The sequence below is a fragment of the Bifidobacterium erythrocebi genome (genome assembly GCF_012932675.1).
GTDB classification, from domain to species: domain Bacteria; phylum Actinomycetota; class Actinomycetes; order Actinomycetales; family Bifidobacteriaceae; genus Bifidobacterium; species Bifidobacterium erythrocebi.
The window spans coordinates 189,631-204,814 of sequence record NZ_JAAIIF010000009.1; the positions used below are offsets into that span (position 1 = coordinate 189,631).

The 15,184-nt window shown below is 58.1% G+C and carries 13 protein-coding genes, 1 tRNA gene and 1 pseudogene; 2 read left to right on the forward strand and 13 right to left on the reverse strand.

All coding sequences use genetic code 11. The annotated features are described in order from the left end of the window. Window positions 1-44: 44 nt before the first annotated feature. Entirely contained in the window at window positions 45-410 is a 366-nt protein-coding gene (locus tag G1C98_RS06620) for a phage holin family protein (RefSeq protein WP_169080505.1), read from the forward strand. A gap of 150 nt (window positions 411-560) precedes the next feature. Here G1C98_RS06620 and G1C98_RS09480 read toward each other — a convergent pair. The 11 genes and pseudogenes from G1C98_RS09480 to alr all read right to left on the reverse strand — a co-directional run. Further along, window positions 561-1,166 (reverse strand): annotated as a pseudogene (locus tag G1C98_RS09480) (DUF805 domain-containing protein); the annotation flags it as partial. 53 nt (window positions 1,167-1,219) lie between these two features. Further along, a tRNA-Arg gene (locus tag G1C98_RS06625) sits at window positions 1,220-1,293 on the reverse strand. Window positions 1,294-1,394: 101 nt separating this feature from the next. Beyond that, entirely contained in the window at window positions 1,395-2,573 is a 1,179-nt protein-coding gene (locus G1C98_RS06630; protein ID WP_169080438.1) for an anion transporter, read from the reverse strand. 552 nt (window positions 2,574-3,125) lie between these two features. Then, window positions 3,126-5,189: a DNA primase gene (dnaG, locus tag G1C98_RS06635; RefSeq protein WP_169080440.1), complete on the reverse strand. Its 2,064-nt coding sequence runs from the start codon at window positions 5,187-5,189 to the stop codon at window positions 3,126-3,128. Window positions 5,190-5,329: 140 nt separating this feature from the next. After that, the gene (locus G1C98_RS06640) at window positions 5,330-5,959 is read right to left on the reverse strand and encodes an ABC transporter ATP-binding protein (RefSeq protein ID WP_169080442.1); all 630 of its coding nucleotides are present in this window, start codon (window positions 5,957-5,959) and stop codon (window positions 5,330-5,332) included. 21 nt (window positions 5,960-5,980) lie between these two features. Beyond that, window positions 5,981-6,439 (reverse strand): hypothetical protein, encoded by a 459-nt coding sequence (locus G1C98_RS06645; protein WP_169080444.1) that lies wholly within the window; start codon window positions 6,437-6,439, stop codon window positions 5,981-5,983. A 185-nt stretch (window positions 6,440-6,624) separates the two neighbouring features. Next, window positions 6,625-7,350, reverse strand: a complete 726-nt coding sequence (locus G1C98_RS06650) for a hypothetical protein (RefSeq protein WP_169080446.1) — start codon at window positions 7,348-7,350, stop codon at window positions 6,625-6,627. Further along, window positions 7,319-8,167, reverse strand: a complete 849-nt coding sequence (locus G1C98_RS06655) for an ABC-2 transporter permease (RefSeq protein ID WP_169080448.1) — start codon at window positions 8,165-8,167, stop codon at window positions 7,319-7,321. Before G1C98_RS06655 ends, G1C98_RS06650 begins: the two co-directional genes overlap by 32 nt. Window positions 8,168-8,223: 56 nt before the next feature. Beyond that, window positions 8,224-9,312, reverse strand: coding sequence for a sensor histidine kinase (locus G1C98_RS06660; protein WP_169080450.1), 1,089 nt, complete (start codon window positions 9,310-9,312; stop codon window positions 8,224-8,226). Window positions 9,313-9,430: 118 nt separating this feature from the next. Beyond that, window positions 9,431-10,033 (reverse strand): response regulator transcription factor, encoded by a 603-nt coding sequence (locus G1C98_RS06665; RefSeq protein ID WP_169080452.1) that lies wholly within the window; start codon window positions 10,031-10,033, stop codon window positions 9,431-9,433. Window positions 10,034-10,053: 20 nt separating this feature from the next. Continuing rightward, window positions 10,054-11,412 carry an alanine racemase gene (gene alr / locus G1C98_RS06670; protein ID WP_169080454.1) on the reverse strand — a complete coding sequence of 453 codons (1,359 nt, stop codon included), beginning with the start codon at window positions 11,410-11,412 and terminating at the stop codon, window positions 10,054-10,056. A gap of 331 nt (window positions 11,413-11,743) precedes the next feature. Here alr and G1C98_RS06675 point away from each other — a divergent pair, with 331 nt between their 5' ends. After that, a complete protein-coding gene (locus G1C98_RS06675) occupies window positions 11,744-13,171 on the forward strand; it encodes an amino acid permease (RefSeq protein ID WP_169080456.1) in 1,428 nt (475 codons plus the stop codon). 651 nt (window positions 13,172-13,822) lie between these two features. Here G1C98_RS06675 and G1C98_RS06680 read toward each other — a convergent pair. Continuing rightward, window positions 13,823-14,350, reverse strand: coding sequence for a GNAT family N-acetyltransferase (locus tag G1C98_RS06680; protein WP_169080458.1), 528 nt, complete (start codon window positions 14,348-14,350; stop codon window positions 13,823-13,825). 258 nt (window positions 14,351-14,608) lie between these two features. Then, a complete protein-coding gene (locus G1C98_RS06685; protein WP_169080506.1) occupies window positions 14,609-15,094 on the reverse strand; it encodes an S-ribosylhomocysteine lyase in 486 nt (161 codons plus the stop codon). Window positions 15,095-15,184 lie beyond the last annotated feature (90 nt).

Here is a 15,184-nt window from a genome sequence, read left to right on the forward strand (position 1 = left end):
TTTCACAGCGTCGCCGCGCCGGCAGCCGGTTTACCATGGTGCCCATGGGACATTTCATCAGCCGTTGGTTCATCATGACCGTCGCGGTGGCCGTTACGGTGCTGCTGCTTCCGGGCATGCAGGTCGTCGGGCACCCGCCGGTGCTGGGCATCGCCGCATTCGCCCTGTTCATGGCGTTGATCAACGCCTCCATCAAACCCGTGGCGCATGCGATCGCGCTGCCGTTCTCCGTATTGAGCTTCGGCATCGGCGCGCTCATCATCAACTGGCTGTTCATGCGGCTTGCCTCGTGGCTGGCGATCAGCCTGTTCGACGTGGGCGTGACCGTCAACGGATTCTGGTGGTCGGTGATCGCCTCCGTCATCATCTCGATAGTGTCGGGTATCGTCTCCGCCGTCATCGGGGACTGAATGCCGGAACAACACGACGGCAACAATCACCAGCAGTATGCCCGCCAGCACCATCAGCGGCGAGCCCCCATTGAGCTGCTGCGCGATGGCCTTGGACGAGACGCTCGCGAACTGCACCGGATCGGTGATGCCGAGCGCGATGATCACCTTGATGAACGGGGCAAGCATGAGCCCTATTCCGGCGAAACCGCACACATACGGCGCCACCATCCACCAGCCCGACAGATTGGCGTCGTGCAGGCGCCTGGCGGATATGGCGAGCATCGGGATAAGCATGACCACCCCCCAGCCGTAGACGGCGAAGGCGAAGCTTTCGAAGAACTGGCTCAGCACCAGGAACAGCACCTCCATGAGCCAGACGTACAGCACCGACCACCAGAATTCACTGCGGCTGGCGCGGCCGTAGAACCTACGCCATTTCTTGAACAACCGGTTGCTCGCCTCGATGAATCCGATGCCGACGACCGGATCGTCAAGCGGCGACGCGACCTTCCTGACCTTGCTTGGTTTCGTGGTATTCGCAGTCATGATTTCCCCCTTACAGGCTCTGCGCAGATGCTTCCTTGCGCAACCACTATATCCAGAAACCTTTACGGAAGGCCGTAATATCCACGCATTGACGAGCCGATTTTCCAAAAAACAACACGGCATGGCATGGCCAATCGCATCGAGCGAGACCGGCCCTCCTGCCCAGACTCCCGCAGTCAACGTACACGAAACGTACCTGGGACGCACCCGCGCATGGTTCGCGCACATAGGAAAAACCCTTGGAATCGTTGCAATTCCAAGGGTTTTCGTCTTCTCGTTCGTGACCCCGGGGAGACTCGAACTCCCGACCCTGAGATTAGAAGTCACATGCTCTATCCAGCTGAGCTACGGGGCCAAACCACACCCATCATAATGGGTGGTGCATAAATAGACACGCGCTCCACGCGGCTGATTTCCGGATTCCGGACCATCCGCGCGCGCAGGGCCGCGCCCAAGCTATTCGATGATCCAGCTCAGACCGACGAGCACGATGAGGAACAGCACGTTCACCGCGCTGTACACGGCCAGGTAGCGGCCCTTGCGATCGGGGTACTGGCGCACCACGTTCTTATAGGAGATCAGCGACGCCATGGAGGCGATCAGGGTACCCATGCCGCCGAGGTTCGTACCGATGATCAGCGGACGCCACTGGTCGCAGAAGCCGGACAGCAGCAGCGTGGTAGGCACGTTGCTGATCACCTGGCTGGACACCACGGCCACTTCCAGCGGGTGGCCTCCCACCAGCGACTGCGCCAGCTGGTAAAACTCCGGCACACGCTTCATATTGCCGATGAAGATGAAGAACATGCAGAAGGTGAGCGGCAGACCCCAATCCACGTAGCGGAACACGCGGCGGTCGGTGAACAGGAACGTGGCCACGACGATCACGCACATCACCCACAGCGGGATGAAATCGGATACCGCGAGCAGGCAGACGATGAACAGGAGCGCGTACACCACGGTACGCCAGCCGCCGTAGCCGGCACCGTAACCGGTGATGCGGATCTCGTCGGGCTGATGCTTGCTACGTTCCGGGGCGAGCACGCCGGTCTCCAGATTGTTCAGTTCGGAGACGGGCAGCTTCGGGAACGCGAAATAGATGACGATCAGCAGCAGGATGACGGCGGCCAGCGAATACGGTGCCATGATGCCCATCATCTCACCCGCCGGCATACCGGTGAGCGCCTTGAGATACAGATTGTGCGCGTTGCCGATCGGGGTGAGCATACTGCCCACGTTCGCGCCGATGGTCATCAGCGTGACCACCAGAATGGTCCGCTCCCCCATGTCCGCCATCAGCAGCACGGCCACCGCGAACGGGACGAACGTGACCAGCGCCACATCATTGGTGATGAGCATCGCCGAAAAGTACGTCAGTGCCACCAGCGTGACCACCAGCCCTCTCAGGCTGCCCACATGCTCCAGCAAACGCGAGCCGATGATACGGAATACGCCTATGCGCTGGAAACCACACACCACGATCATGAGGCAGATCAGCTGCGAAATGGTGCTGGCGTGAATATAGCCAAGGTATTCCTTGTCCGGCGGGACGATAAAACAGGAAATCAGCGCAAGTATCGAAGCTACAACGAGAATGGTCTCATTCTTCAGGACTTTGACCACCAAACGTCGCATCCATGTCCTCCATGCATCCCGCCCGCGCACAGCGCTTAGGGCGGGTTCTTCATTTAATGCCGTAACCACTTTACCCGAAACCCCGACTACCGCATGCCTGCGGCGTGCTGTTATCCGACCGATCGGCACCTGGAATTCGGGCGGCCGGCGGACTGTTCGAAAACGGCGCCGGGAATATATTGCAAAACCAATTGGGGTGCCCGATTATACGGGGGCGAAAACGATTATTCGCCGTTTTCGTGTTTTCAACCATGCCAAATTTCGCTTCCGTAGGCGGATCGGACGTTCCGTAGGCGGTCGGCTCCGGAAAGCTCTCAAAGCAACGGCCATATTCCGCCGTTTGCCCAAGCGTGTTCCAATGGCAACCATCTACGGAAGCGCAAAACCACCTACGGAATGCGATGCACGGTGGAAGTACAAGGCGATGCCAGGCAGCCGGTACTCAAATGTCTAAAAACAATGAGGTGGCTGCAATCGCCGAACCGAATCGACGATCACAACCACCTCTTCACGGTCTCCACGGCCGCTCCAACACACGCCTAGCCCACATGCCTAGTTGACGGTATTGCCATGCACCTGATTCTGCAGGCTCTTGCGCGACGCCTCCATATTGGTGATGGTGCCCAGCAACGCGATCTTCTCCTCGCCATCCGGCAAACGCGACATACGCGCCCTGGCAGAAGCGATGCTGCGCACAAAACTCATATCCAACAAGCGCGCAAGCAGCTCCGAAGCATACTGCTGCTCCGCCTTCGACGCCGAAGCCGGTGCCTGAGCCCCATTCGCCGCACCCTGCCCCTGAGCACCATCGCCATTCGCCGCACGCTCAGCCAACGGCAACGGCATAACAGCCAACTCGTTCACCACCGACTCAAGCATCGGCCCACCGGCCTTGATGAGATTATGCATCCACAACCCCTGCGGAGTAGTCACCTCCGGCAACCCACCGGCAGCCACCACCGCCTGGAACAACGCACGAAACACCGGCGTCTCAAAACTCGCCGGAGTCAACGACTCGAACCAATCCGCACGAATCGCATTAGGAATCTGAATAAGCACCGCCATGAACTGCTCCTCGGCAATGAACACAGCATCATCCACATGATAAAACGTCTGCTTACGCGCATTCTCACGCTCGATCTGACGCACACGCTCAGGCGTCATACCACCATCATTACGCTGCGGCTGCGCAAAACGACGCTTCGGCGCATACGCATCCTCATCACGCACATGCAACTGACGCCTGCACCGCTCCACCTCACGACGCATCATGTCAAGATCAACACCACCAATACGCCGCGCCGCCTGACGAGTATACAAATCAACCTGCGAACGATCACGAATCTGCGCAATCAACGGCGCCGTAGCCTTCACCGCGCCCAAACGACCCGTACTATAACTCGTATCAAACCGATTGATCGCCGCATCAATCACAAAGTCATACAACGGCTTCGCCCTGGCAACCAACGAACGAACAGCCTCATCACCCTGCTCAATACGCAAATCACACGGATCAAGATTATTCTCGGCCACCGCCACAAACGTCTGCGACAAAAACGCCGGATCAAGCCCAAACGCATGCAACGCCGCCTTCTGACCAGCCGCATCGCCATCAAACGTAAACACAATACGCGAACTGACCGGCTGCCCATCAACCTTCAACGGCCCCACCAACTGAACCGCACCCAACGAATCATCCTTCACCAAACGACGAACGATCTTCGCATGCTCCTCACCAAACGCAGTACCACACGTGGCAATAGCCGTATCCACCCCGGCCAAATGCATGGCCATCACATCGGTATACCCCTCGACAATCACCGCCTGACGCTTCTTCACAATCGCCTGCTTGGCCAAATCAATGCCATACAACACCTGATTCTTGTGATACAGCTGCGTATCAGGCGTATTAATATACTTCGCCGCAATCTGATCATCGTCATACAGCTTGCGAGCGCCAAACCCCAACGTGCGACCCGTCGAATCACGAATCGGCCACGTCACACGCCCACGGAAATAGTCATAGACGCCACGCTGACCCTGCCGCGCCAAACCGGCATCCAGCATCTCCTGCTGCGTGAACCCCTGCGACGCAAGATGACGCACCAGATTATCCCACCCCTGCGGCGCATACCCGCAGCCGAAACGCTCGCAGTCGGCCTGGGTGAAGGTGCGACCGCCGAGCAGCTTGCGCGCGGCGAGCGCCTCCTTGGTCATGATCTGGCTGACGAAGAAGCGCTGTGCGGCCTCGTTCGCTTCGAGCAGACGGGCGCGTTTGGACCCGGAATGCTCGGCGCGCGCGTTGCCGTTCTGCTCGTAATGCAGTTCGATATGGTATTTGTCGGCGAGCAGTTCCACCGCCTCGCGGAAGTCGATGTTCTCCTGTTCCTCGACGAATTTGAACACGTCGCCGCCCAGACCGCAGCCAAAACAATGCCATACGCCGAGCGCCGGCCGCACGTTGAAGCTGCCGGTCTTCTCGTCGTGGAACGGGCACAGGCCCACGAAGGTACCGGTTCCCGACGGCTTCAGCGACACTGAGGCGGATACGATGTCATACAGGTCCGCGGCGGCGCGCACCTTTTCGATGTCTTCCTTCTTGATCATTCCCGGCATAGTCCACCACCCTAGCAGCCGTGCCGCCCGACGCCATGCACGCCGCCCGACATGTCCAAGACCGTTCGGCCCGCCCTATGGTCGGGCGACGTCGTCCGGGTCCTATGTCGGGCTGTGGCAGGCATTCGCATCTTCGATAATCAGCTCATGATCCGGCCATTTTCCACATGCAGAACACGATCAGCGATTTCCTGCAGCTCCGCCCCTTGATGGGATGCAATGATCACTGCGTTTCCGCGCTCCCTCTGGCGTCTCATCTCTTGCTGGAACGCCATCACGGATTCACGGTCCAATCCATTCATCGGTTCATCAAGCAGGATCAGGCGCTGATGTTCCATAAGCGCCTGCACAATCGCCAACTTTTGACGCATGCCCAGTGAGAAGGATTTCACTTTGTCGCCACGATGCTGCCACAGGCCGAACACCTTCATAAGCCGTTCCGTCTCTTTTTCGTCGAATCCGCCGTCAAGCCCGGCGAGATATTCCAGATTTCCCCAAGCCGTATCCGCGCCGATGAACCCGGGATGCTCGATGAGCACACCGATCTTCTCCGGCAATGCCTCATTGAACACCACCGGCTTGCCTCCGATGAGAACCCGCCCATCCGTAGGCCGAATGAAACCGCATATCGCCCGCAGCAGCATGGTCTTGCCGGAACCGTTTGGCCCCACCAATCCGCAGATCTCGCCGCGTTCGAATCCGCAATTCACATGGTCGAGCACGGTTTTGCGCTTGATTATCTTGGTGTAATCGTGAATCTCAACATACATGGTTTTTCTCCTTCGATAATTTCAAATGATTTCCATCCGCCTGCATAACGGTATGAGGGAAACGATGACCATCATTGAGACAAGACTCAGGACGGTCAGCCAATGCGGCAATCCGCAATGCGAATCAGCCATCAACCATGATTCAACCGGCTTCGCCGACTCCAGAATCATGCAAAGCATCAAAGCGGCGACATACCCTACCGCACGATTACCGAGCAGTGTTCCCGCATCACGGATCGCGATGACAAGCAACAATTGCAATGCCGCACAGACGGCAGTACATATCAAAGAACCGCCTTCACCCCATCCTCCGACGACGCCCACGGTCAATAGCAATGGAACGCCCGTGAAAGCCAGGCAGTATGCAGGCAGGCGAATCAGATAACGCCGGACTTTCCCGCACACGCCACGCCTGCGTACACATGCCATCGCGTTATTCGACAAAAGAACCGAGCAGGGCCATTCCAGGATGATCAGCATGCCGAATACCAGGAACGCAAGAGGCACTCTATTAGCGACTAACGGCCAATCACCCGTATCGTCCGGACTGCCGAAACATCCGAGGAAAACCGATTGCGATGGCTCCCGAATCAAATATTCGAATATCACAGCGGCATAAGGGACGCAGAGCAGACCGCGGCATATGGCTCGTTGCACGGTTCCATTCATCGCCAGTCGCCTTTCATATGGTCTTTTCTTGCGTACACCGCCCTGTTCAATATCGAAAGCAACGGAAACACCGCAATGAAGACCAGACATTTGATGCCGATCGTCACACGCATATCCCCTGGCACGGGGTAGGAGAAGAAAAACACCGACTCCAGCCAAATATCGGGCAAACCGGTCAAAGCCCATGGAAGCAGCACCACGGCGGCGAGCATCACGGGCATCACCCGTCCCCATGCAACGCCACAGGCAACCATGAGATGCATCACCGAGCCAAGCACAACCAAGGCGAGCAACGTCTGCACGAACAGCGACACCGGCCAAAAGCCACTCACGGACGGTAATGCTCCCCCACTCATCGCCCGACACAGCACCGCATACAGCGCACTGTAATAACCGGAAACCGCCGCTGCCGCACACCATAGCCACATATCGTTGACACGTAATTGCGAGGAAGCGGAGCGTCTGGCCACTTCCATCGGAGAGCGGTCCACCGTCCCCATCCACAACAGGAATATGAAAGTCGGCGCAATCCACACACCCCAAAACATGGGGCTGAGGAATCCTACAACAACATTCCCCGTTGCCAGCGATTGCGGAACATACGCCGCCATGCGCAACGATGACAATGCGACGACCATGCCGCACAGCGCTTTCTCCCACAGCGGAGAGAATCGCCACAAGTGACGCCATTCATAGAGTGTCTCTGTGAAGTTCAATCCCATACAGCACCTCGGCAAGAACAAGAGACAGCATTACATTGGCCACAGCACCCCATGCGCCATATGGTCCGGCATCGGCGCTGAAATTCAGGAAAACCACCTGACTGAATTCGTTGGCGACCAACTGGGCATGTATCGGCAGAATCGCGGGCAGCAGCCAGATCAGCAACGACACCGCAAAAGGAACCAGTATCTCCACATATCGTTTCCCGATAAACGCCGATGCGCCGATCGCAAGGCACGCATACGCTCCGGAAAGCACGAATATCAGCGCAAAAACAACCACCAGCATCAACGGCTGACTGGCCTTATACAAGGGGTACAGCCACGAGTCCGCCCGGATGACCGGATAGTACGCAAAATACGGATTCGTCGCAATATGGTCGACACCATCGATGAATGACATATGCGGCTGACGAATGACCGCAACCACCAGATTGAGCAGCAGGGGAAGAACCCCTCCGCATCCGCCCAGCACGAATCCGGCGCAGAATGATGAACGCAGCACATCACGTCGCCCGGTACGGACAAGCATCATACGTAAACGGCCACTATTCTTCTCATCCGAATACAGTCCGCCACCGGCCAAAGCAGCGATGCACGGCAGCAGCATACAGTATATGGATCCGCCGGCACCCACATCACTGAACAGCATCATGTAACGGAAGAACGTGGGATCGGATTTCGGTAATACGAATGTGGCATGAAAAGTCGTCCAATAATTCAAAGCCACCAGCACTATTCCGATGCCGGCGATGGCAGAGAACCTCCAGCTTCGGAGCGTTCTGGACAACTGTTGGCGCAATAACGAAACACTCATACCGCAAAGATAAAAAAGGCGCGACTATGCCGCGCCTACAAAAATCATACGAATAGTCAGACTTTGGCCCACGGCAGTTCCATCGCGATGGACCATTCGCCACCTTCCACGCACCGTTCAACAATGCCTCCTGCATTGCGAACGATAGCCGACACATCCCGCAGTCCAAAACCCGAGGAAAGCGCTTCCGCGTATTCCCTCCTCGCTTGGCGTCCATCGCCACAGCCATTGGACGACATGATCGTCGTTCGATTCGCGTCGGTCACCACGGTCATGGCATAGTCACCGGGAACGGCATGCTTCGCGATATTCGACCCCAACTCGCCTACGATGGCGCATACCAATTGGGCCCATTGCCGATCGGGAACACCACCGCGGTCAATCAATATGGCCTCGCCTGTGAAACCGAGCGCGGCCAGCCGTTCGTCCGTCTCATGCAATGCCGCTCTTACGTCGTCCATGCAAGAGCGATCATCGCCATGGACCGTATCCGACAGACTCGCCTGTGACGACGTGCCCATGGTTCGCCCATCATCGTCGATCCGACTGGCAACCGGAACAATCACATCCGAACGCAATGCTTTCAGCGCCTGCTCCACAAGTCGTTCGACCCGCTCATCATGCCCGCCCTGCTCGCTACGGCACAGCAGCACCGCATAACTCAACGTATTCGCCACGGAATCATGCAACGTGTGCATCATACGCAGCTGTTCCCTCCGATAGGAAATCTCGCGATCAGCCAACCGTTGGCGCACCAGCAGACTCTGCCATTCGCGCACCACTGATCCGCAAAGCAGCGCAATGCAATATGGGGCCAGAATGCCAAGCAACGCAACCGGGGTAGGAAGGTAACCGTCACTCCTCACCAGAAGCACGGCAACGGTTCCCGCCAGAACCACAGCCAAGCATGCACAGGCTTTCCTCCGGTTTCCCCGCCAAGCCAGCAACGCCAACGCATAGCACGTTCCGATATACTCCAACCCATTGCCTGGAATCGGGGCGGCAAAAGCAACCACATTGAACACGCTTATCGCATAGGCGGCGGCAATAGGAGCACATGGCAGAACCACATACAGGGCCACGCGCATCGCCATCACTAACCACGGCACAAGCGTGGACATGGCACCGGAATCCTCATGCAGCATCCAAGCGGAATACACGGCGTATACGATGCCCACGCAGGAGACGAGAATATCGACGAGATTGACGCCGTTCCCCATCTTCCGGGAAAACAGGCGAATACCATGAGAGCTTTTGCCCACGTCAGATGATTCCTTTTTTGACGCACAACCCGATCGCCTGCGAGCGATTATGAACACCCAACTTCTTATAGGCACTATTCATGTGCGTTTTCACGGTCCCCTCGCTCATGTGCAGCTGACGCGCCACCGCCAGAACCGTTCGGCCTTTGAGAAAAAGCGTTAACACCTGCCGCTCGGTTTCGGTAAGCACAAGGTTGGCGGCCGATACGCCGCCATCAACCCATGTGGCCGCATCCTCATCATGCGCCGCGGCACCGATACGATGCACCAATCGTTCGGTAGGCACGTCTTTATGCACGATAAGGCTCATCCCGACATCGCGCATTCGTGCAGTGTCGACGGCGAAAGCAGTCATACCGACAATAACGAGATCCAACCAACGTCGATGCAGTGCTTCGGATAACGCGAAGCCGCCCATTCCCGGCATCTCCATATCCGTCAAGACGACATTCGGGCGGCATGAATCGCGGCTGCACAGGTCAATGGCGTCGGCGGCACCGGTGACCGACCACAGTACCTTCAGAGGCGCTTGACGCTGAATGAGAACATGTTCAATGGCCTGTGCAGCCAAAGGGTCATTATCGACAATGCCCAGCGTAAGCATTCTGCCAGCGCACCTTGCGTTTACAGGATGCTTGCCGGATCGAGCTTGGCGAGATCCTCCGGAGCCAGCACTTCGGGCGCATGCTCGTACAGGCGCGGGATGCGATTGCGCAGGCAGGTGAAAATCTCATAGCTGATGGTGTCGGCGGCGCGTGCCCAATCGTCGGCGGTGGGCTCGCCGTATTCCTCGCCACGGCCGGGGCCGAACAGTTCGACAGTGTCGCCTTCCGCGATGCCGAGTTCGGCGGCGGAGCCGTGCAGGTCGAGGATGAACTGGTCCATGCACACGCGACCGGACACGTGGTAGACGCGCGGGCCCTGCTTGGTCATCACACGCACCGGGCCGCCCGGCTTCTCCACATGCTTGGCGCCTTCCATATCGAAACCGGAGGCGGAACGGTGGATGCCGTCCGCGTAGCCCAGCGGCACGATGGCGGTCGACGTGTCCTGCGGGGTCAGGTAGGTGCGGCCATACGAAATGCCGTGACCGGCCTCGACGTCCTTGACCGTGCCCAGCTGCGCCTGCAACCTCATGGCGGGCTTGAGCTCGTATGTACTCGGCGTGCCCATCGCCGGATCGGGTTCGTAGCCGTACAGGCCGATGCCGGGGCGGGTGAGTTCGAAATGGATTTCCGGGCGGTCCAGCGTGGCCGCGGTATTGGCGAGGTGGCGGATGCTCGGCGCGATGCCGGCCTGCTTCATGCGCTCGGTGAACGCGTTGAAGTTCGCGACCTGGCGGTCGGTGGATTCCACGAATTCGGGAACGTCGGGGCTGTCCGCCACGGCGAGGTGGCTCCACTGGCCGATGACCTTGATGACGCCTTCCTTGGCCAGCGGCACGAGCTTGCTGAGCGCCGCGTCGAATCCTTCCGGGGTGAAGCCGTTGCGGCCGAAACCGGAATCGACCTTCACATGCACGCGTGCGGGCTTGCCCAGCTTGCGGGCGGCTGCGGCGATGGCGTCGATGCCGGCCAGAGAACCGACCGATACGTCGATGTCGTTGTCGATGAGTTCGTCAAAGGGAACGGCCGTGCCGTTGTATACCCAGGTGAGAATGTGGCAGCGGTCGGGGCCGATTCCCAGCTGACGCAGCAGCAGCGCCTCATGGGATTGCGCGGTGCCGAGCCACGTGGCACCACCGGCCAGTGCGGCGAGCGCCGACGGCAGCAGACCATGCCCGTAGGCGTCCGCCTTGACCACGCCCATCACGGCGGTGCCGGACTGCGGGCCGCCCACCGTGGTGACGAGGTGACGCATATTGTCACGCATCGCCTTCAAATCGACAATTGCCTGCGCCGGGTATTGACGGCGGGCTGCTTCGTAATTGGCCTTGCCCTGTTCGGATGAAAACGCGATCTCGGGTGCTGCATTCATACTCATGGTTCACTATTGTCGCGCGCCCTTGTAACAAAATCCACGAATGAATCGCCGCAACCGTATATTCCGTGGCATGCATGCGGGCAGAACATACGAGAGCAGATGTCGGGACATGTGTTGGAATAGGTGCGGAGACAGGCGGAAAGCATATGCCGGAACATATGCCGAGACGTATCGCCTGTTTTTCCGTCCCGGCACGTACACTACTGAACCACGTTGTGATTTGCCCCGCATGGGAGACCACACCATTGATTTCTGGCGTTGAGGCGTGCCAGAGTCCCGGAGCACCGTCCGGTTTTTGCCCAATTTCGCATATTGCATTTGAGAGAGACCAATGGATTTATTCCGCAAAAAGTCGGTGGACCAGCTTGTTTCCGAAGCGACTCCGCTGAAAAGAACCCTCCGAACCTTCGACCTGACCATGCTTGGCATCGGTGCAATCATCGGTACCGGCATCTTCGTACTCACCGGTAAAGGCGCACTCACCGCAGGCCCGGCCCTATCCGTATCCTTCCTGATCGCGGCGGTATGCTGCGGTTTCGCAGGCCTGTGCTATGCCGAGTTCGCTTCCATGGCACCCGTATCCGGTTCCGCATACTCCTACGCCTACCTGGCCTTCGGCGAACTCATCGCCTTCATCATTGGCTGGGATCTGATCTTGGAATACGCGTTGCAGGCGGCCACCGTTTCGGCCGGCTGGTCGGGCTATTTCAACAAGCTGCTGGAAGGGTTCGGCCTGCATCTGCCCGTCGAACTCACCGCGGCATACGGCACCACGCCGGGCGTGACCACATACTTCAACCTGCCCGGTTTCGTCATCGTGCTGCTCATCACCTGGCTGCTGTCCATCGGCATCAACCAGACCAAGAAGGCCAACGACATCATGGTGATGATCAAGCTGGTCATCATCGTGCTGTTCATCATCTGCACGGTCTGGTACGTGAACCCGGCGAACTGGAAGCCCTTCTCCCCCTACGGCATCTACACGTTCCAGCCCGGTTCCACCCAGCCCTACGGCATCGTTCCCGCCGCTTCGATCGTGTTCTTCAGCTTCATCGGATTCGACGCGGTCTCGTCCTCCGCCGAAGAGACCATCAACCCGAACAAGACGCTGCCTCGCGGCATTCTGCTTTCGCTGGTCATCTCCACCGTGCTGTATATCGCCATGACCTTCATCATGACCGGCATCGTGCCCTACAAGGAGTTCGCCAAGTTCGTCGATGCTCCTGTCGCCGGCGTGATCCTGGCCACCGGCCTGAACTGGCTGGCCGTGATCGTGAATCTCGGCGCGCTCATCGGCATGACCACGGTGATGCTCGTGCAGCTGTACGGCCAGTCCCGCATCTGCTACGCCATGAGCCGTGACGGCCTGTTCCCGAAGTTCTTCGGCGAAGTGCACCCGAAGTACCACACCCCGTTCAAAGGCACCTGGTTCTTCGGCATCCTCACCGCCATCGCCGGTGGCTTCATCAACATCAACGTGCTGTTCGAGCTGGTGAACATCGGTACGCTTTCCGCGTTCATCATCGTGTCCGCCGGCGTGCTGTGGATGCGCAAGACCCAGCCTGACGCCCGCCGTGGCTTCCGCGCCCCTGGCGTGCCGTTCACGCCGATCTGCTCGATCGTGTTCTGCCTGATTCTGATCGGCGGACTCAACTGGGAGACCTGGCTGCGGTTCGCCGTGTGGTTCGCACTTGGACTGGTGGTGTATTTCGCCTACAGCCGCAAGCGGTCCAAGCTCAATGAGCCGGGACTGTTCTAGCCGGTAGCTAGCGTTCCCGCGCATTATTCGCGCGAAATCCCCTGGATAGGTTGAATGGTTCAGCCGATCCAGGGGATTTTTGCTATGTGCTCCATATTTTGCTAGGGCGCTAGCGTTTTGCATGACTCTCATAGTCACGTTATGGCGTTGCAGTTACGGTCGGGATGACCGGGGCGTTCGCACGATGCGCACGACACACTCAAGGCCGTTCGGCCAAGCTTACGGTCGTGCGCATCGTGCGGACGCCCCTGCTTTTTCCTAAGAGTTTTGGCGATATCCGTGATATGTCGATGAAAGCACGGCTCTGGCGTAGCTATACGTGGATAGCGGCCCTATTTGGCGATAGGCATGTTTTGCCAGCGTGACCAAACATGGACGGTATCCTGGAGAAACGCCAGTGACGGTTGCTCAGCGTAGCCGAACTAAGAGCGCATACGAGAAAGGCAACAGTATCGCCAACCCAACGTAGCCAAATCGGGACAGCCTCCAGCTGAAGTCACAACAGAGATCGCTCAACGTAGCCGGATACGGGTGCGTTCCAGAGGAAGCCATGACGAGGATTGCTCAGCGTAGCCAGATAAGGGTGATGTTCAGGAGACGCCACGAAAAGCACCGCGCTAATCGCGGCGCAGTCGGATCAGCGAAAATGCACTACCATTCGTGGCGCTGGTAGGCGATACGGGTGGTGTCGGTGGGACGGTCGATGAGCTGGATCAGACCGCAACGGGCAAAACCGCTCGACTCCAGAATATGCTGCATGGCCTTGTTATTCGGATGCGTATCCGCACGCACATTGCCGTAATGCGTCAACGCCCAACGAATGCAGTCGCGGGCCGCATGCCGCGCCAGACCGGAGGACGCGATGCGATGAATCGTCACATAGCTGTCGTTATCCAGCCAGGCGCCATCGATATGCGCATACGTCGGATCCTCGCCAGGACACACCGCGAACTGCGCCAGAATACGCTCATGCCCGCCCTTGGAATCGACCAGCAGCATCATGCGCTGACTATTGATATCGTCGATCACCACCGATTCACGGGGAAACGTATTCCCCCACTGCGTCGGATTGCCATTGGCGGCCATCAACTCACGTGCACGCTGATAGATCGCCCTCATACGAGGCAGATCCCCCATCGTGGCATGACGAAAACGTCTCATCACCGTATCCTCAGCCATGTCTCACCTCACGTTCTCGTCGTATACGATTCCGAGCGTTAAAGCTAGCACGCTCGGTGCACAGAGCCCACTCGTATTCCAACCGGCACCCGGCCAGCACCCAATCAGCACCCGGCCGGCATCCAACCATCAGCATCCAACCATCAAACGAATACGGCCCGCCTGCACACAACACAGACGAGCCGTACACACACACCAACGCGCACAACATGGGCTTGCAAACCTACGAAACCCCAAGCCCACAGAATCAGTCAGACCTCAGACCACCTTGCGCTCAAACGGATCGGAGCTGATGCCCTTGGCAAGAATATCCTTGCACCACTCCTTCGCCGTGAACAGACTATGGTCACGGTAATTGCCGCAGCTCTCAATCGTGGTGGCGGGAACATCATCCCACGTCGCCTCATACGCGATGAACTCCAACGACTCCTTCAACGCCTTGGCAACATCCTCAGTGGAATGCGTACCCCAAGTCAGCAGATGGAAGCCCGTACGGCAACCAAACGGCGAACAATCGATATACCCCGGAATACGCTCGCGCAACAACACCGCAATCGTATGCTCGATGGTATGCAGACCACCGGTCGGAATGGCATTCTCATTCGGCTGCACCAAACGCAGATCATAATTGGAGATCACATCACCATTGGGACCGGTCTCCGTATCGATATACCGCACATACGGCGCCTTCACCTTGGTATGGTCCAGCTGAAAACTCTCAACTACCGGCTTCTCATCCGCCATGACTACGCATCCTTTCTGCTCGTTCCATTCGTCCACGCGCGAAACCCACGCATGCAACCTGCATACCACTGTGGCCGTTCAACGCGCACA

Bases quoted from the DNA above. Each gene is read 5' to 3' on its own strand.
- G1C98_RS06620 (WP_169080505.1), top strand. From the start codon at position 45: ATGGGACATTTCATCAGCCGTTGGTTCATCATGACCGTCGCGGTGGCC.
- G1C98_RS06630 (WP_169080438.1), bottom strand. From the start codon at position 2,573: ATGCGACGTTTGGTGGTCAAAGTCCTGAAGAATGAGACCATTCTCGTT.
- dnaG (WP_169080440.1), bottom strand. From the start codon at position 5,189: ATGCCGGGAATGATCAAGAAGGAAGACATCGAAAAGGTGCGCGCCGCC.
- G1C98_RS06640 (WP_169080442.1), bottom strand. From the start codon at position 5,959: ATGTATGTTGAGATTCACGATTACACCAAGATAATCAAGCGCAAAACC.
- G1C98_RS06645 (WP_169080444.1), bottom strand. From the start codon at position 6,439: ATGCTGATCATCCTGGAATGGCCCTGCTCGGTTCTTTTGTCGAATAAC.
- G1C98_RS06650 (WP_169080446.1), bottom strand. From the start codon at position 7,350: ATGGGATTGAACTTCACAGAGACACTCTATGAATGGCGTCACTTGTGG.
- G1C98_RS06655 (WP_169080448.1), bottom strand. From the start codon at position 8,167: ATGAGTGTTTCGTTATTGCGCCAACAGTTGTCCAGAACGCTCCGAAGC.
- G1C98_RS06660 (WP_169080450.1), bottom strand. From the start codon at position 9,312: ATGCTGCATGAGGATTCCGGTGCCATGTCCACGCTTGTGCCGTGGTTA.
- G1C98_RS06665 (WP_169080452.1), bottom strand. From the start codon at position 10,033: ATGCTTACGCTGGGCATTGTCGATAATGACCCTTTGGCTGCACAGGCC.
- alr (WP_169080454.1), bottom strand. From the start codon at position 11,412: ATGAGTATGAATGCAGCACCCGAGATCGCGTTTTCATCCGAACAGGGC.
- G1C98_RS06675 (WP_169080456.1), top strand. From the start codon at position 11,744: ATGGATTTATTCCGCAAAAAGTCGGTGGACCAGCTTGTTTCCGAAGCG.
- G1C98_RS06680 (WP_169080458.1), bottom strand. From the start codon at position 14,350: ATGGCTGAGGATACGGTGATGAGACGTTTTCGTCATGCCACGATGGGG.
- G1C98_RS06685 (WP_169080506.1), bottom strand. From the start codon at position 15,094: ATGGCGGATGAGAAGCCGGTAGTTGAGAGTTTTCAGCTGGACCATACC.